The 20,513-nt window shown below is 44.3% G+C and carries 18 protein-coding genes, 1 tRNA gene and 1 riboswitch; of the genes, 8 read left to right on the top strand and 11 right to left on the bottom strand.

Features of this window, described 5'->3' with window-relative positions:
* Positions 1-8: 8 nt before the first annotated feature.
* The 5 genes from cobU to GCHA_RS13695 form a co-directional block, all read right to left on the bottom strand.
* Complete coding sequence (cobU, locus tag GCHA_RS13715; protein WP_007989169.1) at positions 9-557, bottom strand: bifunctional adenosylcobinamide kinase/adenosylcobinamide-phosphate guanylyltransferase; 549 nt, start codon at positions 555-557, stop codon at positions 9-11.
* 84 nt (positions 558-641) lie between these two features.
* Complete coding sequence (locus tag GCHA_RS13710; RefSeq protein ID WP_007989167.1) at positions 642-1,451, bottom strand: adenosylcobinamide-GDP ribazoletransferase; 810 nt, start codon at positions 1,449-1,451, stop codon at positions 642-644.
* A 100-nt stretch (positions 1,452-1,551) separates the two neighbouring features.
* Entirely contained in the window at positions 1,552-2,670 is a 1,119-nt protein-coding gene (gene cobT / locus GCHA_RS13705) for a nicotinate-nucleotide--dimethylbenzimidazole phosphoribosyltransferase (RefSeq protein ID WP_007989166.1), read from the bottom strand.
* Positions 2,671-2,817: 147 nt separating this feature from the next.
* A complete protein-coding gene (locus tag GCHA_RS13700) occupies positions 2,818-3,840 on the bottom strand; it encodes a FecCD family ABC transporter permease (RefSeq protein ID WP_007989164.1) in 1,023 nt (340 codons plus the stop codon).
* A complete protein-coding gene (locus tag GCHA_RS13695; RefSeq protein ID WP_007989162.1) occupies positions 3,837-4,700 on the bottom strand; it encodes an ABC transporter ATP-binding protein in 864 nt (287 codons plus the stop codon). Before GCHA_RS13695 ends, GCHA_RS13700 begins: the two co-directional genes overlap by 4 nt.
* Positions 4,701-4,805: 105 nt before the next feature.
* Positions 4,806-4,974: riboswitch (cobalamin riboswitch) on the bottom strand.
* A gap of 246 nt (positions 4,975-5,220) precedes the next feature.
* Here GCHA_RS13695 and GCHA_RS13690 point away from each other — a divergent pair.
* Both GCHA_RS13690 and GCHA_RS13685 read left to right on the top strand, forming a co-directional pair.
* Positions 5,221-7,353: a TonB-dependent siderophore receptor gene (locus GCHA_RS13690; RefSeq protein WP_007989161.1), complete on the top strand. Its 2,133-nt coding sequence runs from the start codon at positions 5,221-5,223 to the stop codon at positions 7,351-7,353.
* A gap of 46 nt (positions 7,354-7,399) precedes the next feature.
* Positions 7,400-8,593 (top strand): PepSY-associated TM helix domain-containing protein, encoded by a 1,194-nt coding sequence (locus GCHA_RS13685; RefSeq protein WP_039992495.1) that lies wholly within the window; start codon positions 7,400-7,402, stop codon positions 8,591-8,593.
* A 117-nt stretch (positions 8,594-8,710) separates the two neighbouring features.
* On the opposite strand, the gene GCHA_RS13680 is transcribed toward GCHA_RS13685, so the two are convergent.
* Both GCHA_RS13680 and GCHA_RS13675 read right to left on the bottom strand, forming a co-directional pair.
* Positions 8,711-10,135: a sensor histidine kinase gene (locus GCHA_RS13680; RefSeq protein WP_007989159.1), complete on the bottom strand. Its 1,425-nt coding sequence runs from the start codon at positions 10,133-10,135 to the stop codon at positions 8,711-8,713.
* A complete protein-coding gene (locus tag GCHA_RS13675) occupies positions 10,119-10,808 on the bottom strand; it encodes a response regulator transcription factor (protein WP_007989158.1) in 690 nt (229 codons plus the stop codon). The genes GCHA_RS13680 and GCHA_RS13675 overlap by 17 nt, the downstream gene beginning before the upstream one ends.
* A gap of 179 nt (positions 10,809-10,987) precedes the next feature.
* On the opposite strand from GCHA_RS13675, the gene GCHA_RS13670 reads away from it, so the two are divergent.
* The 5 genes from GCHA_RS13670 (at position 10,988) to GCHA_RS13650 (ending at position 16,259) form a co-directional block, all read left to right on the top strand.
* Complete coding sequence (locus tag GCHA_RS13670; RefSeq protein ID WP_007989157.1) at positions 10,988-11,743, top strand: glycosyltransferase family 2 protein; 756 nt, start codon at positions 10,988-10,990, stop codon at positions 11,741-11,743.
* Positions 11,724-12,440 carry a TVP38/TMEM64 family protein gene (locus tag GCHA_RS13665; protein WP_007989156.1) on the top strand — a complete coding sequence of 239 codons (717 nt, stop codon included), beginning with the start codon at positions 11,724-11,726 and terminating at the stop codon, positions 12,438-12,440. Before GCHA_RS13670 ends, GCHA_RS13665 begins: the two co-directional genes overlap by 20 nt.
* A complete protein-coding gene (locus GCHA_RS13660; RefSeq protein ID WP_039992492.1) occupies positions 12,424-14,178 on the top strand; it encodes an ArnT family glycosyltransferase in 1,755 nt (584 codons plus the stop codon). The genes GCHA_RS13665 and GCHA_RS13660 overlap by 17 nt, the downstream gene beginning before the upstream one ends.
* Positions 14,179-14,364: 186 nt before the next feature.
* Positions 14,365-15,864, top strand: coding sequence for a phosphoethanolamine transferase (locus tag GCHA_RS13655; RefSeq protein WP_007989154.1), 1,500 nt, complete (start codon positions 14,365-14,367; stop codon positions 15,862-15,864).
* Entirely contained in the window at positions 15,852-16,259 is a 408-nt protein-coding gene (locus GCHA_RS13650; protein ID WP_039992490.1) for a diacylglycerol kinase, read from the top strand. Before GCHA_RS13655 ends, GCHA_RS13650 begins: the two co-directional genes overlap by 13 nt.
* Before the next feature lie 100 nt (positions 16,260-16,359).
* Here GCHA_RS13650 and GCHA_RS13645 read toward each other — a convergent pair whose 3' ends face one another.
* Positions 16,360-17,091, bottom strand: a complete 732-nt coding sequence (locus GCHA_RS13645; RefSeq protein ID WP_007989152.1) for a MauE/DoxX family redox-associated membrane protein — start codon at positions 17,089-17,091, stop codon at positions 16,360-16,362.
* The gene (locus GCHA_RS13640) at positions 17,084-17,614 is read right to left on the bottom strand and encodes a DUF305 domain-containing protein (protein WP_007989151.1); all 531 of its coding nucleotides are present in this window, start codon (positions 17,612-17,614) and stop codon (positions 17,084-17,086) included. The genes GCHA_RS13645 and GCHA_RS13640 overlap by 8 nt, the downstream gene beginning before the upstream one ends.
* Before the next feature lie 570 nt (positions 17,615-18,184).
* On the opposite strand from GCHA_RS13640, the gene GCHA_RS13635 reads away from it, so the two are divergent.
* Positions 18,185-19,096 (top strand): pentapeptide repeat-containing protein, encoded by a 912-nt coding sequence (locus tag GCHA_RS13635; RefSeq protein WP_007989147.1) that lies wholly within the window; start codon positions 18,185-18,187, stop codon positions 19,094-19,096.
* Between the two features lie 176 nt (positions 19,097-19,272).
* Here GCHA_RS13635 and GCHA_RS13630 read toward each other — a convergent pair whose 3' ends face one another.
* Together GCHA_RS13630 and GCHA_RS13625 are read right to left on the bottom strand one after the other, a co-directional pair.
* Positions 19,273-19,710, bottom strand: coding sequence for a Dabb family protein (locus GCHA_RS13630; RefSeq protein ID WP_007989145.1), 438 nt, complete (start codon positions 19,708-19,710; stop codon positions 19,273-19,275).
* Between the two features lie 295 nt (positions 19,711-20,005).
* Positions 20,006-20,082 (bottom strand) — tRNA-Ile (locus GCHA_RS13625).
* Positions 20,083-20,513: the final 431 nt, after the last annotated feature.

Here is a 20,513-nt window from a genome sequence, read left to right as displayed (position 1 = left end):
TACTCACCTTAAGGGCGCTTTAATGCCATGGGTAAACCCGCGGCAACAAAGGTGACGTGATCTGCATTGCTGGCCACAGCTTGGTTCAGCCAACCGGCTTGATCAACAAATTGCCGTGTCACTTCCCCCATAGGAATAATGCCCAAGCCCACCTCGTTAGCCACCATAATGATACTTGCTTTGCTGGCACGAATCGCTTGAGTAAACCCCTGAAATAACATGCTGAAATCTTGCTCTGGCTGGTGGTACAAATGGTTGTTGAGCCACAAGGTCAAACAGTCGATAACTAAAATAGGCGGCTCACTGTCAGCCACTCGTTTTTCATCAGAATATTGCTCGATGTATTCGGTTAAATTTAGGGGGACTTCGGCTAAGCTCCAGTGTGCTGGCCGCTCTTGTTGATGGCGGGCGATTCGTTTGGCCATCTCTGCATCTGTGGCGGTAGCAGTGGCTACATAAGTGACATTTTTGCCCGATTGTTGGCTCAGGGCTAACGCTTGCTCTAAGGCATAATTTGATTTGCCAGAGCGTGCACCACCGATAATAAAATGAAGCATTAACATGCCCTCCAATTAAGCTGACGTTGGCCGCTAGATTTTACCTGTATGCAAAATATTCGAATGGTTTGCATATTGCCCCTTTTAAAACAACTGCGCGAAAATGTGCTCATTCATCACCTTGGGTAACGTTGCTATCAGCAACAGGTAAATAAGGAGCTCTTGTACTTGTTGTGCAAACCCCAAGCAATCACCGGTATAGCCTGCAATGTGTTTGTGAAACCAGTGTTTAAGGGCTAAGCGTAAGGCGCAGCCACTGAGCAAAATAATGATGGCACTGGGCAGCGTTAAAAACAGTAAACCCGGTAGGCTACTTGTTACCAGCCACAGTAACACTCGGGGCTGCATGGGCTGGGCAAGTGCTGCACTTTTGCTGGGGTCGTTATTTTGTCGTGCGTAAGCTAGGTGCTGCACATGAGAAATCGCCAATGCGCGAGACAAAGGATAGGCAATGGCCAGTGCAAGCAGCAGCTGCTGGTTCACAGCTAACGTGCTAAGCAGAATAAACTTGGTAAGTAGCAAACAGATCAACGCACAGGTGCCATATGTACCGATTTGGCTATCTTTCATTATGGCTAATTTGCGCGCAGCGGTATGCCCGCCCCAAAAGCCATCCGCGGTATCGGCTAGGCCATCTTCGTGTAGGGCGCCGGTTAGCACCAAACTAAGGATCATGAGCAAACACACAGTCACTGCTACCCCAAAATAGCCGATAGCAAAACAATAAAAAGCGCTGAGCAGGGCAGCGAGTAACCAGCCAACTAAAGGAAAATAACGCCCTGCTTGATGTAGCTTTTGCGGGCTGTAATCGAGTGAAAAGGGCACAGGCAAGCGCGTGAAAAAGCTTATGGCTAATAACACTAAATTGAACTGATACCTTAAAAATCGAAACATAATTTGCCCTGTTAGTTGCCCCTGTTTTTTACTAAAACACTTTTTACTAAAGCGTGTAATTGCTAAAGCGTAAAATAGCTAAAGCGCGCATCAAGGCTGCTTATACCGTAACGCCAGCGCTTTCAAAGCTGGCCATGTCATTGTAAAAACTTGCGGCAGCCTGCAGTAAGGGTAATGCTAAGGCGGCTCCAGTGCCTTCACCTAGGCGTAAACCGAGTGACAATAAAGGCCGCGCATCTAATTGCGCCAATACTTGCTGATGGGCATGCTCGGCTGAGCAGTGTGCAAACAGCATGTAATCTTGTGCCTTAGGTGCGATACGGGTGGCAAATAAGGCCGCCACACTGACAATAAAACCATCAACTAAAATGCTTTTACCTGCCTGTGCACTTGCGAGCATTGCACCGATCATTTGCGCTATTTCAAAACCACCGACTTCTGCTAAAGCGGTTTGCGGCGTGAAGGCTTTGGTTCCGTGAGTGTTTTTGACCCGCTCTAGGGCATCTGTGATGAGTTGCACCTTGTTGGCGAGCTGGTCATCGCTAATGCCTGTGCCTTTACCCGTTGTGCGCTCAGGGCTTAAGCCACAAATGAGCGACAACAGCGCTGATGCACTGCTGGTATTGCCTATACCCATTTCGCCGAAGGCCAGTACATTACTGCCTTGGGCAATTTGCTCTGTGGCTACTTTCGCACCCATAAGCAAAGCTTGTTCTGCTTGGTCTTGGGTCATTGCAGCTTGTGTTGAAAAATCAGCGGTGCCTGAGCCCATTGGTTGCTCTATTAGCATATTGCTTGCTGAAGCTCGGGCGATTTCGTCAATTGGGCTGAGCATACCGGCATCAATGACTTTCATTTTCCAGCCTAGGGTGCTGCTAAAACAGTTAATGGCGGCGCCGCCATTAAGAAAATTAAGCACCATTTGTTGAGTCACTTCAGGCGGCGCAATACTAATGTTATGGGCCGCGATGCCATGATCTGCCGCAAAAACGAGCATCACAGGGCGATTGATCTCAATAGGCTTTGACTCTTTAGGAGCCGGGTGCTGAATTTGCGCAAGCTGGCGAGCGAGATCTTCAAGTTGGCCCAGCGCGCCTAAAGGTTTGGTTTTATTATTAATTCGCTCGTCTATGCTAGGTAGACAAGCGCTATCGACAGCGGCGATTTGCCAATATGCCTGTTCGAATACAGACGTGGAAGTTGTGTTTTGTTGTGGCATCTTTTGTTTCGTCCTTGGTGCCTGTTGTGGATAATTTGTTGCCTTTGGCGCTGCTATTACATCTTCATCTAGCATAGCTGTTGTTCCACTCCTGTTTTAGTGTGTGATTCAGTTTCAGTTTTGATTTGCCTTGGGCTTGCGTCGCGTTCATGTTTGGCGTTGACGAATGGCCAGTAAGAAAAACACGCTGCCTATGGCTGAGGTGATAATGCCGATTGGGATTTCTTGGTCTGATAAGGCTGAGCGGGCAATAATGTCTACTAGCACCATAAAGCTTCCCCCTATCAATACACAGCCCAAAATAAGTGCGCGGCTTGTCACGCCAACCCAGCGCCGCACTATGTGGGGGATCATGAGCCCCACAAACCCGATGCCGCCACAATACGCTACGATACAAGCGGTTAAAGCGGCGCATATTGCTAACGCCATTAAGCGAATGGCCGTAACATTGATACCTAGGGTTTTGGCATTTTCATCACCCAATAATAAGGCATCTAAGCGTCGGCCAAATAGTAAGAGGAGAAGCACGCTGCCCATCACAACGGGGAGCATGATCCACGCATACCACAATTCGGTGCGAGCAAGACTGCCCATGAGCCAGAAGATCACTTTATTGGCCGCAAAAGGATCGCCCAAAAACAATAAAAAGTGACTCAGGGCACTGAGCATAAATGAGACGGCAACGCCTGCGAGTAACATGTGTTCACCACGCCCGCCAAAAGAGGTGGCGGCCAGCGCTTGCACCAAGGTCACTGCAAATACGGCCCCTAAAAATGCGGCCACGGGCAAGGCAATAGAGAACGAGACGTCTGGCAGCATGCCAAAAATTGTTAAGGTTTCGCCAATTTGGCTATCAAACAGCAGGGTGGCAATACTTGCACCAAGGCCCGCGCCAGAGACGACGCCGAATAAATATGGGTCTGCTAGGCCATTGCGGGTAATGTTTTGCAAGGTTGCCCCGGCCACTGCAAGCCCAGCTCCCACTAAAAAGCCAACCAGCACGCGAGGTAAGCGAATTTCCCAGAAAATAAGGGAGTTAATTTGTGTCGAGCATTGACCTACTACGCATTGATACAGCTCCTTGGGCGGCAAGTCGGCGGCGCCAAAAAAGATGCCGATAACGGGGGAAAGCACAGCCAGCAAGATAAGAAAAGACCAGCGATTGTTCATGACGAATGGCCTTGGTCGCTGTCAGTCGTAGTTGGATACTGCATGACTTCTGGCATAAAGGGATGTTCTTGTTCATCAGGGGGATAAAAGTCGACGCGCAGGTTTTGGGTGAGGTCGTCGCGGCGAATTCGACAGGGAATATTAAACACATGTTCAAGGGTCTTGGCTTCTAGCACTTTTTCAACTGGCCCTTGGGCGATCATTTTCCCTTCGTTTAACAGGCATAGGTGATCGCAGTAACTGGCCGCTAAATTAATGTCATGCAAGCTCATGACGACTGTCATTTGTTGTTGGTGCGCTAGGGTGCGTAGCAGCTTAAGTACTTGATGTTGATAATAAATATCTAAGTGATTGACCGGTTCATCTAATACTATCAGTGCCGCTTTTTGCACCAAAGCCCGTGCTATTAAGCCCCGTTGTTGTTCGCCACCCGAGAGAGAACTAAAGGTTTGATGAGTTTTGTCGCTCAGGCCAACTTTGGCGATTGAGGCGGCAAGGTGTGCATGATCTTGCTCGTTTTCTCGCGACAACAGGGTTTTATGAGGCAACCAGCCCATGCGCACGATTTGCTGCAAACTTAAGGCAAACACACTTTCATTTAACTGATTGACCACGGCAATTTGTTTGGCGCGCTCTAATGGGCTGAAGTCTTCTAACGCTTTACCGCACCATTCAACTTGCTGCTTGCTGGCGGTTTGACCCGATAACATTTTAAGCAAGCTGGTTTTACCTGCACCATTAGGGCCGAGTACACCGAGTACTTTGCCGCGCTCAAGTGAAAGGTTAATGTCAGACAAAATGTGCTTTTGCGCTATCTCATAGGAAAGCTGTTTTGCCTGTAGGCTTGCTGATTCTGGCATGGCACCTGTTTTATTTTAATGATCGCGCACGATCTTATGGGGAATACACAGCGCGCTCAGAAGAAACCCTGAAATGACAATCTGTTATTCACGTATTCCCGCGTGATAAAAATGAAAGATAAGGCTGGTATCTGACTTACAAGCCGGTATTCGCTGTGTATCGCGATACCTGAAACTTGTTTACAGTTGCGGGTACAGTTCCGGTATCTCACCAGATTCCCATTTAATTTACGCCTTCGTCATATTCGTTAAATCCGAAATAAGCACAGCATAAAACCTATATATGGCGCGCAATATAGCAAGTATTTAAACGCCCGACGAGCGCTAAATACAGACGTGTAGAATACTTACCTAGTTAGACTTGCTGAATTTCACGCCTTTGAGGTTTCAAATAGTGAATCATTCTTATTTAATCACAAAAACTACTGAATAAACATCATATCGCAATTGAAAATCATTCTCATTAACTGTATGGTGTGCGCCTTTTTCCGGTCCACATTTTGAGTAGGAAGTTTAATTAATGGCTCGCAACGTTTCTTTCAGTTGTTTTTTATCAGGTATAACCGCCTTAAGTTTGAGTTCTGGGGCAGTAGCCCAAGGCCAAAATGAAGACATTGAGCATTTAGAAGTGACGGGGCGTGCGCAGCAATTTTATTTAGACACCCGCACTAAGTTGGGCACTAAAACGGATGCAGATCTTCTTGATATACCTATGTCAGCTCAGGTGCTTACCGCTCAGCTTATCTCTGACCAAGCAGCCCGTGATATTACGGACTTGTATCGCTCGATTGCAGGGGTTAGCGAATACAGCTATTCAGGCGTGACCTTTCGTGGTTTTCGCGATGATGGCAATGTGTTTTATGACGGCGTGAGAGGCGATCCGTATTCAGGATTTAGCGTGCCTGATTTATTTAATGTTGCCAGAGTAGAAGTACTCAAAGGCCCAGCCGCTGCACTTTATGGCGGTGGTGAGCCTGGAGGTATGATCAATTACGTAACCAAAAAGCCCACCTTCAATGAGTCTGCTGATGTCAACCTGACCGTTGGTAATTATGACCTACTGGGGATCTCAGCCCAAGCTACAGGTGGGTTAAGTGACACCACGGCATATCGCTTAGGTGGCTTTTATGAATCTCAAGATAGCTTTCGCAATAATGCTGACATGGAAAACATCGAATTGGTTGGCGGCCTATTGCATGACTTTAGTGATGACACGCGTTTAACCACTACGTTTGATTACATTGTACAAAACCTTGGGGGGCACAGATTACGTGGCGTACCGGTGGATGATAATGGTAATTTCCTGGTTGACCGGAGTTACAACGCCAACGAAGAAAGTGATTTTCAGGATCTTGAGGCTTGGGTCGTGCAATCACAGCTTGAGCATACATTCAGTGACACATTTAGCGTTAACTCAACCCTAAGATTGATGACCAATGAACGCGATCAGGCGTACCACGAGTCTCGCAGTTGGGTGGACGTAAATGGAGATGGCGAAGCTAATATCGAGGATGAAACGATACGCAGAGAATATCGCTCTCAATACCGTGCGAATGATGAAGTGAGTTTGACCACGGATTTTGTTTATGACTTTAGCGTTGCTGGCATGGACCACCAATTATTATTTGGTGGTGATTGGCATTATTTAGACTCCGACTATGACTACCTTCGTGCTCGCTATGAAGCCGATGGTGTTGGTAATCTGAATATTTTTGAGCTTAATTACGGTGAAACCGACCCAAGTACCTACAACCTGACAGATCAAAATAGAGACGGTATTCGGCGTAACCGCCAAGGCTTGTACCTACAAGACATGATACAGCTAGCCGATAAATGGACACTGATGCTAGGTGCTCGCTTTGATCACTTTGATGAAAGAGACAAAGAAAGCGGCTATGAGTACGGTGATCAAGATGTGACGTTTCGCTCTGGTTTAACCTTTAAGCCAACGACTAGTATGTCGTTGTATGCTAATTACTCTGAAAGCTTTAACCCGGTAGACGCCACGGACCAAGCGGATGCCAGCGTGACAGATCTTAAACCTGTGACCGGTGATTCGATAGAGTTTGGGGTTAAAAACGAATGGTTGGGCGGCAGTATTATGACCACCTTTGCTGTGTATCACATCAGCAAAGAAAACTTAGTGGCCAGCAACCCAGATTATATAGCAGGAGAGAATGACGACACCCAATCGGCGTTGATCAATTTTGGGGTGGTGGAAAGCGACGGCGCTGAGTTTACCTTAGTCGGTGATATTACCGATGAATTAAGTATCACCGCCAACTATGCGTATAACGACACGATAGTGGTTGACGGTAGTTCAAACAATACCTTTGGGGAAGGCGATCGCTTTGTGAATGCACCCCGTCATCAAGCAGGATTATGGGGACGCTATGCCTTGCATAGTATCAATTCGTCTGTTGCCCTTGGGGTGAACTACGTGGGTGAGCAAATCAGCTCGGACGCGCAAAAGGTCAAAGCGTTTACGGTATTTGACGCCAGTTGGACAACCAAATGGGACAACATACTGTTTAGCCTAAACGTGAATAATGTATTTGACAAAGAGTATGCAGTCAGTGGTTTTAGCCAGCGAAATGGTCATTTTCCCGGGCAACCAAGAGAAATCATTGCCCAGTTAAAATACGACTTTTAGCGCATTTGGGATAAAGGCATTGGCGGGACACCTTGGATAGTGCAAATTGAATAGAGCGAATTGGTTTAGCGTTCACAGTTGGCTTGGAGTGAAGCTGGCTATTATGCTGTGCTTTATCGTACTGACCGGCACATTGGCTGTTGTTTCTAACGAGCTAGATTGGTTAGCTAACCCGGCCAAACGGGTTGCACCATCAAGCGTTGATAGTATGAACTGGCAGAACGTCTACGCCAGTGCTCAGCAACAAGTACCTGTCAATTCGTTGCGCTCTATTCAAGCCCCTTTGCATCGCTGGTATAGCGCTGAAGTCATTTACCTTGATGTTGATGGGCAGCGACACCGCCTGTTTTTTCACCCTACCTCAGGGAAGTTCTTAGGAGATGGGCGCTGGCTTAACTGGCAGCGTTTTTTTCGTATGCTGCATCGTCACCTAATGCTGCCACTCACCCTAGGTATCACGGTGGTGAGTTTGTTTGCTGTGGTGCTGTTGGCGGTGCTGGTGTCTAGTTTGTATATCTATAAAAGCTGGTGGACACACTTTTTTAGAAAGCCACGCTGGCAACATCGTAAAACCCGTTGGGTTGACCTTCATCGTTTGGTTGGGGTGTGGAGCTTATGGTTTTTGCTGATCATCAGTGTAACGGGTTGCTGGTATTTGGCAGAACGTTGGGGGGCCAATGCCACAAGCCCTGCACGTTTGACGGCAACCAGTACAGAGGCGTTAGCTAAACAAACGATGCCCAGCGTACCTACATTTGCGGCCATGCTGGTGCAAACGCAGCGGGCGTATCCTGAACTGGCTATTGAAAGGGTTAATTTTGCCCAGGCGTCATCAGACGTGATTGAAATTCAGGGCCAAGGGAGCGCTGTACTCGTGCGCCCCAGAGCGAATTTCGTGACCTTTGACCCTGCTACAGGGCAGCTTATTCAACACCAAGATGGCCGTGACTTAAGCGTACATAACCGTATTTCAGAAGCGGCTGACCCATTACATTTTGGCGTTTGGGGGGGCATGTTCAGTAAAATAGTGTACTTTTTGTTTGGCCTTTTTCTGACGGGCCTCACCGTGACAGGCACCTATATGTACGGTATGCGTGTGGCGCGTATATCACGCCATGAACTAAAACCGCGCAGACGTATTTGGCGCCAAGCGTTTTCTCACATGAAAGCACTGGGCTGGGTCTCAGCGATAGGCGTATGCGCCAGTATTTTTTATGGCGTATTTATCTTCTTTGCTTAAATCTATTAAGTCATTATGTGTTGGTTAGGACAGTGTAAATGGCAAGCTTCTGAGAAGGTGCAAGCTTGTTTTCGCTTATGGCCAACCGTTGCTTTGTACTAATGCTCAGTGGGAATACTAACGCTCAGTGGCACTCATTGGATTTATAGGGAAGGTGACACTAAAAAATATTTTCATTTCTTCAATACTCACTGAAATTTCAGCGTTAACAGCATCACAAAGGGTTTTAACGATACAGAGGCCTAGCCCAAAGTTGTTCTCTGAACTTCTTGCGTTGTCTTTTTGCCAGAGGGGATCGAACATCTGCGAGAGATCACCCTCGGTAAGTGAAACCTTCATTACATTGCTGATAGTGAACTTAATTTTTCCTTGTTTATTGCTTATCAAGGCTACGTTGATGGGCGTTTCGAGCTTACTGTGCTGGATGGCGTTATCAAATAGATTATTCACTATGGACTCTATGGCCATCCGATTACTTTTGATAATGGTCGACGGTGTAGATTCAATGTCGGTAAAGATATTATTAAAATTCTTTTGCTCGGTGATGTTATCGATAAGCACATCGAGCTTGATATTGTCGGCTAAGTGAAGACTTTGATGACTGTATTTCTGAAGAAGCATCAAGCCAGATATAATACTTTTCATTCGATTGGCGATTTGAAGAACAGTCGGTTTGAAGTCTTTTTCTATTCTATCTTCTCCTGGGAATTTCAGGGCGACCTCGGTCATGTTAATTAACTCAGTGACCGGGGTTTTAAGTTCATGGGCAATATCAGACGTCAGCCGTTTTTCGCGAACATACAGTGAGTAATTATCTTCGATGAAGTGGTTAATACTGTCTGTGATAGGGGTTAATTCTTCTACATCGTTTTCGAAAACGGTGCGAGATAGCGGATCACTGAAACGCATTTCTCTGATTTTTTCGTTCAAGTTATCAAGAGGAGTTAAAGAATAAGATACCGTATTCTTTACCACAAACCTGACGACGAGAGGGACTAGGATCAAGGCCAGAATAAATGCGACATCAATAAACCATAAAGTGAAGTTCAATAGTTCAACAGATGTTGCATAGGCAATGATCATCGGTGGGGCTACAGGCCTTGATTCGCCAACTAACTCTTCTTCCATTTGAGGGATAAATTTAGAGTAGACTATTCTTCCCGAACGTCCGTCTGGTAAGGTCATGTCATTAATGACAAACTCATTCAAATTGATTGCGATTAACGGTAATTGATTGTCTTTGTACAAAGATAGCGTAGCTGATTTTTTAAATGCTTTGTTGCTATGCCAAAGCTGAAAATACTCAGGTGAGTCAGCACCTTTGAACTCAGGTAAATATTCGCCTGAGAAATGGAAGTTTATGCCGTCTATATCTTGTCTAACTAAGGTTTGAAGCAAGCCGATTTTAGCCTTCATGGCATGGTTGAACTCGTTTTCCACCCAGTTATCTACGCCAATGTCGGCTGCTAACAATACGCTTATAACCAGTATTGATATGACAATTGAGAGTCGTCTGGTTAAGGTTTTACGAATTGACTTCATTTATCCCAACTATTTTATAACCAAAGCCACGTTTGCTCTTGATAGGAAGAGATGCTCCTATGTTTTTGGCCTTTTTTCTGGCCGACGATAAATGTGCTTCAATGGCATTCTTTGAGGTGTGGTCATAATTGCCTGACAGATACTCACTGAGTCTTTCAGAAGTCACTACACGGTCTCGATTCAAAAACATACACTCAATGATTTTATATTCATTCGGTGTTAACTCTATGTCTTGTTGGTGGTAACTCAAGGATTTAGTCTGGAGGTTTAACACAAAATCATTAATTTCAATTCGATCATTTGCATGAGTAGCAGGGCCTCTTCTCATCAGGCTTACCAAGCGGGCGCTTAATTCATCAAATGAAAAAGGTTTGGTCAGGTAATCGTCTGCGCCAGAGAGAATACCGCTGACTTTATCATCTGTTTGTGAACGAGCGGAAAGTATTAATACCCGCACGTTTAGATTTCTTTTTCTTAAGGCTTTTAAAATGGCCAGACCATCAAGTTCTGGCAACATAAGATCAAGAATAACAATTTCGTAGTCACCCATCAGTGCCATGCTGAGGCCTGTGGTGCCATCAGCTGCAACATCTACAGAATACCCGAGTTTATCAAGCCCAAGGCTTAAGCTGTTCCTGAGGGTAGCTGAGTCTTCGATTAGTAGTATTCTCATGACGTTTCGCCTGTTTTTTTCATACCTCTAGTATACCTCAGCTTTCTTAAGATTCGCTGAGGGTAGAAGCCTAAAATGAACGTAAAGTTTATCGTCAGTTAACCTTAAGTTTCGCTTGATACTGTTTTGAAGTCGCCGAATGGGTGGAAACGTATGTCAATTCGACAATAGAGGGTTGTGTGAAAATTTCAATAGTGATACCGGCAAAAAACGAAGAAGAAAACATAGAGCCTTTGGTGCGAGAAATCTGTGAAGCGCTAGTGGATACACCAGATTATGAAATTATCTATGTAGATGATGGTAGTACAGATAGAACCTATCAAAAAATTCGTGAGCTTAGCCTGAGTCGCTTTGAGCATGTAAAGGCGATAAAGCATCTATATTCTGTGGGACAAAGCACGGCCATTTGGAATGGTGTTAAGCAGGCAAAAGGTGAGCTTATTGTTACGCTTGATGCTGACGGCCAAAATGATCCTGCGGATATCCCTAAACTTATCGCACATGCTGCACCATTCCCCGAGGGAATTCACTTTTGCATTGCAGGAAATCGCAAGAACCGAAAAGACACTCCCTGGAAGCGGCTTCAGTCACGCGTTGCGAATCGCATACGGGGTCAAATTCTCAGAGACAACACTCCAGATACAGGATGTGGCTTGAAAGTGTTTCCCAAACAAACATTCCTCACATTGCCTTATTTTGATCATATGCACCGCTTTATCCCTGCACTCGTGCGCCGTCAAGGTGGAACGGTAAAGGTTGTGGATGTACATCACAGAAACCGAGCGTACGGAAGCTCTAAGTACAATATGTTGGGTCGCCTAGGAGCAGGAGTATTGGATATAGCCGGTGTTTTGTGGCTACAGAAGCGCAGTAAGCTCACAGACATTGTGTTGGATCCTGAGGGGGGATCAATAGATGCACAGCAATCTAGTTAAGCTTACTTTGCTGGTTAGTTTACTCTTTTTACTAGGTCAATTTGGCGAACAATTACCATGCGGTGATACGTTTAGTCAGCAATGGATCGATAGTCATACACGTGACAATGGTTTTGCTGGGGTAGTGAATTACTTTGGCATTTCTGTGTGTTTGATGTCTTTTGGGTTGCCTAGACAACTTGTGGCCTTTATGGGGGGCTACGCCTTCGGAGTTGTACAAGGGTGTTTATACTCGACTCTTGCTGCTGCGACGAGCTGTATTGTCGTGGTGTTTTTCGCCCGATATTTTGCCCGCTCTTTTATTCAAATCCGCTTAAAAGAAAAAATGACTCAGATAAATCGTTTTTTAAAGCAGGATGTTTTAGTTAAATCGTTAGTGGTGCGCTTGATGCCGGTTGGTAATAATTTAGCAACCAACCTTATTGCGGGCGTAACACAAGTTCGAGTCTTGCCATTTGTGACTGGTTCAACCATAGGTTATTTGCCCCAAATGATTATTTTTTCACTGATGGGAAAAGGGGTATTAGTGAGCTCTGGTGCAAACCTCATAGCGAGCGTATTGCTATTTTTGTTAGCCAGTCTGCTTGGTGCGTATATTCTGAAAAAATACCGCAATCAATTTACCGGTAAATCAGATCATCTCAACGAGACTAAAGTAAACGTTAGCGCGCTACATACCAATGAATATGAACGATAGAAAGCGGCAACAGCAGTTTGCTGGCATTGTACTTTTACTGACAGCCGCAGCACTGATTCTGATCGGGTTGGGGTTAAGAGAACCTTGGCCTGCTGACGAGCCGCGATTTGCTCAAATAGCGAAAGAAATGGTTGAAAGCGGTCAGTGGCTTTTCCCTACTAGAGGCGGCGAATATTATCCTGATAAGCCACCTGTTTTCATGTGGGCAATTGCCTTTTTCTATGTGCTAACAGGCTCGATACATATTGCGTTTTTACTCCCATCAGCATTGGCGAGCCTATTAACTGTATTTTTGGTTTATGATCTAGGCAAACGTCTTTGGAGTGAACGTGTAGGATTAACGGCAGGGGCGCTTTTACTATTTAGTGTGCAATTTTTATTGCAGTCAAAAACTGCTCAAATCGACGCTATGGTGAGTTGTTGGATTACCATTGGCTGTTATGGATTGTTGCGTTTTATATTAATTGAGCGTCGTTGGCTCTGGTACTATCTAGCATTTTTCTTTATGGGCTTAGGAGTCATCACGAAAGGGGTTGGTTTTCTTCCTGTCTTGATGTTGCTCCCTTATTATTTTTTACGAAAGACAAACACAGTTAATTTAACAATGCATGCGCAGCGCTATGACGTATGGCGTTGGTTGGCCGGTCCATTATTTATGTTTCTGGCGATTGGATTGTGGTTGGTACCTATGTTGATCCAGGTTGAGTTAAGCCAAGACCCTGCTTTGATTCAATATCGCGATAATATCTTATTTAGGCAAACAGTCACTCGTTACGCTGACTCTTGGCATCATTTAAAACCATTTTGGTATTACTTGGTTGAAGTTATTCCTCTGTTTTGGCTTCCTGTCAGCGTGGCTGTGCCCTGGCTATTACTTAAGTGGTATCAAGCATTTAAAAATTGCGACGCACGGATTATTTTGCCAGCAACTTGGATTTTATTATTAGTGTTGTTTTTCAGTGTGAGTCCGGGTAAGCGAGGTGTGTATATTCTGCCGGCTTTGCCTATGCTGGTTATAATTAGTGCTCCCTACGTAAAAGAGCTGATATCCAAAACGAGCTTGCCACGTTTGCTTTGGGTTGTGGTCGCTGCTTTATCTATTTTATGGTTAGGCGTTGGCTTTGCTGGTTTAGCAAAGTTGACATTTTTATTAGCGCTCGAAAATAAGTATGGCCTTTCGCCATGGCTATTTTTTCTTTTTATCGGTGCACTAGGAGTTGGAATATCACTGTTTACCGTACGTAAAAAGATTTGGCAGGCCTGGCCACTTTTTATCAGTCTACTCATGGTGGGATACAGTACGTGGGGTTACATTCTTTTAGATGATGTAAAAACGCCCAAAAATATCTTTAGAAATATTCAAGCTATCGTAAAAGAGCAGAATGTCACTATTGGCTTGGTGAATTTTTCAGAACAGTTTATTTTATTTTCCCCTTATTCGGTTGTTCATTTCGGCTACCACTCTGAGCTTCCAAGACAAGTTAATACTGCCTATCATTGGTTGGGCCAAGGAGATGACGCTCGCTACGTGTTGGTTGATGAAGACAATATTTCTGGAAAATGTTTTGATTTGCAAAAGGCAAAGCCGGTAGGTTATGCGCATCGCAAGAATTGGATTTTATTATCCGCCGATGCCCGAAAATCTAAATGTGGGTTAAGTGCACTTACACCTGATTTAAAAATTTATCGTTATGAAAAAGCGGTAGCAACGTCAAGTGGGTTATCTCATAAAAGATAATCCACTAAAGTTAATCTTAAGCATTGCCTAAGTTTAAAAAATTATTCTATGTGAAATTCTACATAGGAAAGCTTGTTTTGAACTTAGGTCGAACAGTAAATATAAATCCGTCCTCATCACAGTTTGTAATATATTCATCTCTGATTATTACACTTGTTTTTAATTACCCCTTTATTTCAAAAGTATATGAAAGCGTACGGCCAAACACGCTGTGGGAATGGGGTATTTTTTGTTTCTATTCCAATATTATTGACCTTGATTAATATTCTTTTTGTTAGTGTATTTGGCGCCGTGTTTTTCCCCCGCATAACGATTGCATTTACTTTTCTTGTCTGTGTGTTCTTATTTTATGCTTCGGTAGTTTACGGTGTTATTTTTGATAGTAGTATGCTGCAGAATATTGTTGAGACTAACTCTGGAGAAGCACTTTCATATTTAAATATAAGCTTTTTACTCTTTTTTATTTTGTTAGGCATGCTCCCAGTATTTGCTGTACTCAATCAAGAAATAAAGGGCGGATTTACCTCTAGAATTAAAAAGTTGCTGCTGATCAATTTAGTGGCGCTGTTAGGAATAATATTAATCGCTGGGCTTTTTTACAAAAGTTATGCTGCGGTCGGCAGAAATAATAAAGGCTTGATAAAACACATCATTCCCTATGCATTTTACGATGCAGGGTATAAATATTTGCGCGATACGTACTTTTATCCTCCTTTGCCATACCGAGTATTGGACAAGCATCCTGTCATTAATGACTTTAAACCCATGCAGCCACGGACGCTTGTTGTTGTGGTAGGCGAAACTGCCAGAGCAGATAAATTTGGCAGTAATGGTTATTTTCGAAACACCACCCCTAACTTACAGCGTTTAGGTGCTGTGAGTTTCAATAATGTCACTTCATGTGGCACCGCAACCGCTGTATCCGTACCTTGTATGTTTTCTAGGCTGCCACGAAAACAATATGACTCGAGAATAGCCAGTAGCCAGGACAACGTATTAGACATTATTCATCGAGCCGGTACAGCGGTAACTTGGATCGATAACAACAGTAGCTGTAAAGGGGTCTGCAGTAGAATCGACTCGATAGCGTTTGACCCTCACAGGGATCCTATTTTATGCGACGGTGACTTTTGTTTGGATGAAATTTTAGTCAATCAACTTAATCGTACGCTAAAAGAATACTCAAGCAGTAACAGAGTCGTTATTTTGCATATGATTGGCTCACACGGTCCGACTTATTATCGTAGATATCCAGAAAACTACGGCCGTTACCAACCAGATTGCCCAAGAAGCGATATTCAAAATTGCACGGCTCAGACGCTCAATAATACTTACGACAATACCATTGCATACACCGATTATGTGCTGGGGAAGGTGATAGGCTTATTAGCGAATGTGCCTAATTCTGCGATGTTATATATTTCAGACCACGGCGAATCCCTAGGCGAAAAAGGACTTTATTTGCATGGGTTCCCATACAAGTTAGCACCAGACGAACAGACCCATGTACCTATGGTGTACTGGGATTCGAATCTTGGCAATACAGCATATAAACGCTGTGTTGCTCAACGTGTCGATAACCCTTATTCACAAGACAATTTGTACGACACATTGTTAGGATTAACATCCGTGAACAGCGTTACCTATCAAGCCAACTTGGATATATTTAGCCCATGCAAGATTTAAAAAAGCCTGTTACACCATTACGTTTTGATCCGTTAAGTAAGCCTAAAGGATGGTTACGTCTTACATTAGCTTGCAAAAACTCCTTTAAGGCTCTGCTTTGGTTGACTAAAAATGAAGCTGCCTTTAAACAAGAGTTAGTGCTGCTATTTGTCGCATTGCTGGTCTTAGGCTATTGGCAAATTCCACTATTCCAAAGTGGAATACTGATAGTCTCAATATTATTTGTTCTTTTTGCCGAGATTGTTAATACCGCTATTGAAGTAACAATAGATAGGGTAGGGCAGGAAATTCACCCGCTATCGGGCTTAGCAAAAGATCTTGGCTCTGCAGGCGTTTCACTGTCGATGATAATGGCTGCTGTGCTCTGGATATCTGTTTTGTTCAACCATCTTTAAGGTTCATCGTTTCTGGAAGTCTGCCACAAACCGCTTTGTACCCCACCCGGGTACAAAGCACGGAGTTTGTTAGTATTGCTATTTCAAATGAACTTGGCCATCAATACATAAACATAATTAGGCCACCGGCAATCATAAACAGGTTTTCAGACAAGGACACGAAGCCCAGTGGCACATTGCTGTCGCCACCTACGCAGGCGCACTTTAATTCGCGTTTATCAATATAGACAGCCTTTATCACCGAAACAGCCCCGACACAGCCGATAAATATCGAGAAAGGAGCCACCGCCAATGCTGGCAACTCGGCGACCATAGCGACACCGGCATAAGCTTCAATAAATGGATAGATATACGCGTAGCGCATCCACTTCATCGCGAGTAGATCATAAGTGATAAATGAATTAGTAAAGCTATACAAATCTTGTAGCTTTTGCACCGCGAGCATCACCATGGAAAATGCGATAAACAACATCAGTGAGCGAACCGAAAGGAATTCGCCAGCCACGAAGTATTGCATGGCTGCAGTAAGCAATACGGCTAATGCAAATATGCTGATTACGGGGGCATAAGTGGTGCCTGTTTGCCCGGCGGGCCCTTTATCAAAATAACTGCGTAGATCGTCGTACCCGCCCACACGTTCATCGTCAATAAAGGTTTGTGGTGTTGTTTTTACATCGTATTTGGCTTGAAAACGGTCGGTTTCTTCACGAGATGTTAGCTTGTGGTCATCAACGCTAAAACCCTTTCTTTCCAAAAGATCTTTTGAGCGCAATCCATAAGGGCAAATGTGTTCATCGGTTACCATACGATAAAGGCTGGCAGTTTTACTCATTTTGGCCTCCTTGGGGTGAGGAGTTGTTAAATTTAGGTACCGGTCGCTGCTGGGCGTCGGCTTGTGAGAGCGCTTTGCCGTTTTGCTCTATATCCTTGATTAACCATTGCATTTGTTTAATTTCATCACGCTGGGCCTGAATGATGTTATCTGCTAATTCACGTACGCGCGCGTCCTGAATATTGGCTCTTTCACTGGTCAAAATAGCAATAGAGTGGTGAGGGATCATAGCCTTCATATAAGCAGAGTCAGACACGGTGATTTGCGATCGAACCAGATATAGGCACAACAAAAATACCGCGACGGCGCCAATAAAGATCCCCGTGTTGCGCTTTTTATCGCGATACATTCCAAGCATAAACAACAGCATAATCACCGCCATCACCGACCCCATATAAAGCGCCATGTAGGTTCTTGTTTCACTGAAAAACAGATGGGATAAGGCGTACGTGTTCAAGTACATCATAATGAACATGACGAGTGTAGATACGCCAATCATCCCCATGAATCTTAAGTAGGTCATCGGTAATCCTTACGTCTTCGAAGTGGGTTATGTGAACAAAATACACACATATCGCCGCATAGTGTGCCGTGTGGAGAGACGTACAAGATGTATACCAAACACATAAACCGGCGTTGAAATGACCCACTGAAGTAATACCAATCCGCATGAATAAGTGACCGTCTCAGAATGCGTCCAGCGGTTTTTGATTAAGGCGTCGCTATGTAGTAATGGTTGTTCCCTTTCAAATAGTGAGAACGCAGAGCAAAAGCTGCTGGGGCATTCCTTTCAGGCGAGTTTTAAAAGGGCTTACACTGCGTTGCATGACTTCGAAAGAGAACAACTATTCATTCACTCATGCGCCTTGTTTAAGCCCTTTTAAACTCTCGCTGAGTCATCACTTATTAACGTGGAATGGTATAAGCTACCAAGGTGACGGATAAAACGAAGGTGACGCATGCCTTGATAGCCAGCTCGTACTCGGCGTATGCTGATCGTTAGTAAACGCTGCGTAACTTAACCTTCCCAACAACCTAAACGCTGCGCAACTTAACCTTCACAACATCCCCACAAGATCCCAGGAGAACTGATGTGAAAAGACGCCCTATGCCGAAAAAGGCGCAACCGCCAACATTCAAAAAAGCGCTTAATAGCGTAAAGGTGAGCCGTGCGCAACGCATTGCGACCCGGATTGAGAAGTGGCACATCACCCGTATTTTTGCTGGGTTAAGTTCATTTCTATTATTGCCCACATTGCTGGCCATTATGGTAGACATATACCTAGTAAAAGAAGAGCGGGCAGCGAGAGAGCATGCCCGCGTTGTAAGCGCTTGGCAGCTGGTGACGACGAAAGCGTCTGGAAACAGTGGAAAACGTGAAGCGATGGCGTACCTAAATAAGCAAGGTCATTCTCTTGCTGGTGTGGATATCTCACCACCGGAAAATGCTAGCTATACCTATTTATATGAGGTGGATTTGCTAGCAGCGAACCTCCGCGGTGCCGTATTAAGTGGCGTTGATTTGCGGGGCGCGAATCTTAAAGGTACCGATTTAAGTGGAGCAGAGTTTATTCGCTCTAAACTATCGGGCGCGGATTTTACTGGGGCAAACGTTAATGGGGCGAATTTTTCAGGTAGTTTTATGAGTGGAGTTGAACTTAATAATCGTCATATAAGTGAAGCAGATTTTACGCGCAGTGATTTATCGAATGCTAGGTTTGATGTGAGTGAAATATTTCGTAGCAGATTTACTCACGCTTACATGAAGGGGGTTCACTTTCGCGCGAGCAAACTTTATAACGTTAGTTTTGAGGGCGCGATATTAACAGACGCCAACCTGCACGGCGCATCCCTATTTCAGACTCGCTTTGATGATGCAGATATTCGAGGGGCTGATTTAACTGGAGTTTCTTTTTTGAATTGTGAGCGTTTAATGAAAGCTAAGAATTGGCAATATTCGTTGCGAAACAAAAGCCTCGCCTGTGGTGCAAAAAGCAATCAATAACCCTGCATTATTCTTGCGATTATTCTGGTAAATTTCACAGCAATACAAAATGCAGGGCTCCAAAGATACCGATTTGAGAAGACCTAAGCTTCCACTATTTATCAACACTTTGCCGGACTTACGCTGTTATACGTCAGCTGTGCTATGGGTGAAAAATCATTCTAGCAAGCAAATGATTACTGGGTATTTAGTGAGTCATAAACAACCACTTTGCGCCACAGGTGAGCATAATCTTTGACGAACTGCTTGTGAATAGGGTGACTTTGGTATTCGTCTTGATCCTTAACACTGTTAAAAAACATCAGCTCTGAGACTTGATAGCTGCTGTCAATCACATCCCGAGAGACGGTAGATGCAGGCACCCCAACATGCAGCGCTTGGATTTGTGGAATGTCACGCAAGCTGTTTAGCCCCTCTATAAGAGATTTGCGATCGTCAACTGAGTCAGGGTTTTTAAGCCAGAAAAACACCGAATGAATAACCGTTGGTGTTGCCATGGCGTCAGGGTTTGTCTGTGCATTAATCGGTAAAGCGGTAGCGAGAAGTAAGCCTATAGCCAGCCCAGCGTTGAAAATCATCCGCGTAACGGCGCCCGTTTTTTTAATTTGCCTCATGTTTAACTCCTTTTTTGGTTAATGATTCATTGGCCCTTTTGCTGAAATATTTTAAACAAGAGCGAATTTTAATTTAACCGCGCGCCAGTGCCTTTTGTAAAGGTAATAGAGATGGTTTAGGGGGATATATTTTTCGTTTTGCGCACACGAAAAACACCCATAAGCCATTCAAGCATCCGTCGAAAGTTGCTGTGAGCAGTGTTTAACGCCGCTTTACGCTAAAGCGTTAGGGGATATTTATGTTGCTATCGCTAAATTTAATAGGGCAGTGATGGAGTGTATTGTCGAGAAAAAATGGTGGCCCAACCCTGACTTGAACAGGGGACCTACCGATTATGAGTCGGGTGCTCTAACCAACTGAGCTATTGGGCCATTTTGAAATGTTGTTTTATTTGCTAAAGAAGTTAGCAAAGGTATAAAACGACGCGCAGTATAAGCAGTTTTTTTGGCCTTGTCATCTGTTTGCTCTGCTTTGTAAGACAGTTTGCTGGAAAAATGCGCAAATTGCGGTGTTTATCTTTTACTGTTCTGGTAAATGTATGCACTTAAGGGGCTCAAGTGTTCTTAAAAATTGCCAATTGCAGATTTTAAGCATGTGGGAGACGTTTATTTTGCCTTTGTTTTACTTTTTTAGCCTAGAGCAAAGATGAAGTGTGTACGTTTTTCACACACTTGTTCGAATTCGTCTTTATGAAGTTAACTTTAAACTTAACAAGGACATAACAAAGATGTGCAAGGATAAATAAACTTTGTTATCTTGCTGCTTATAAAGTAAGCCTTAACATAAAAATCAAAAGGGCAGT

It is taken from the genome of Paraglaciecola chathamensis S18K6 (genome assembly GCA_000314955.1).
In the GTDB taxonomy this organism is placed as follows: Bacteria; Pseudomonadota; Gammaproteobacteria; order Enterobacterales; family Alteromonadaceae; genus Paraglaciecola; species Paraglaciecola chathamensis.
The sequence above is the reverse complement of the archived record's forward strand: the minus strand, read 5'-3'. Positions and strand labels throughout refer to the sequence as shown.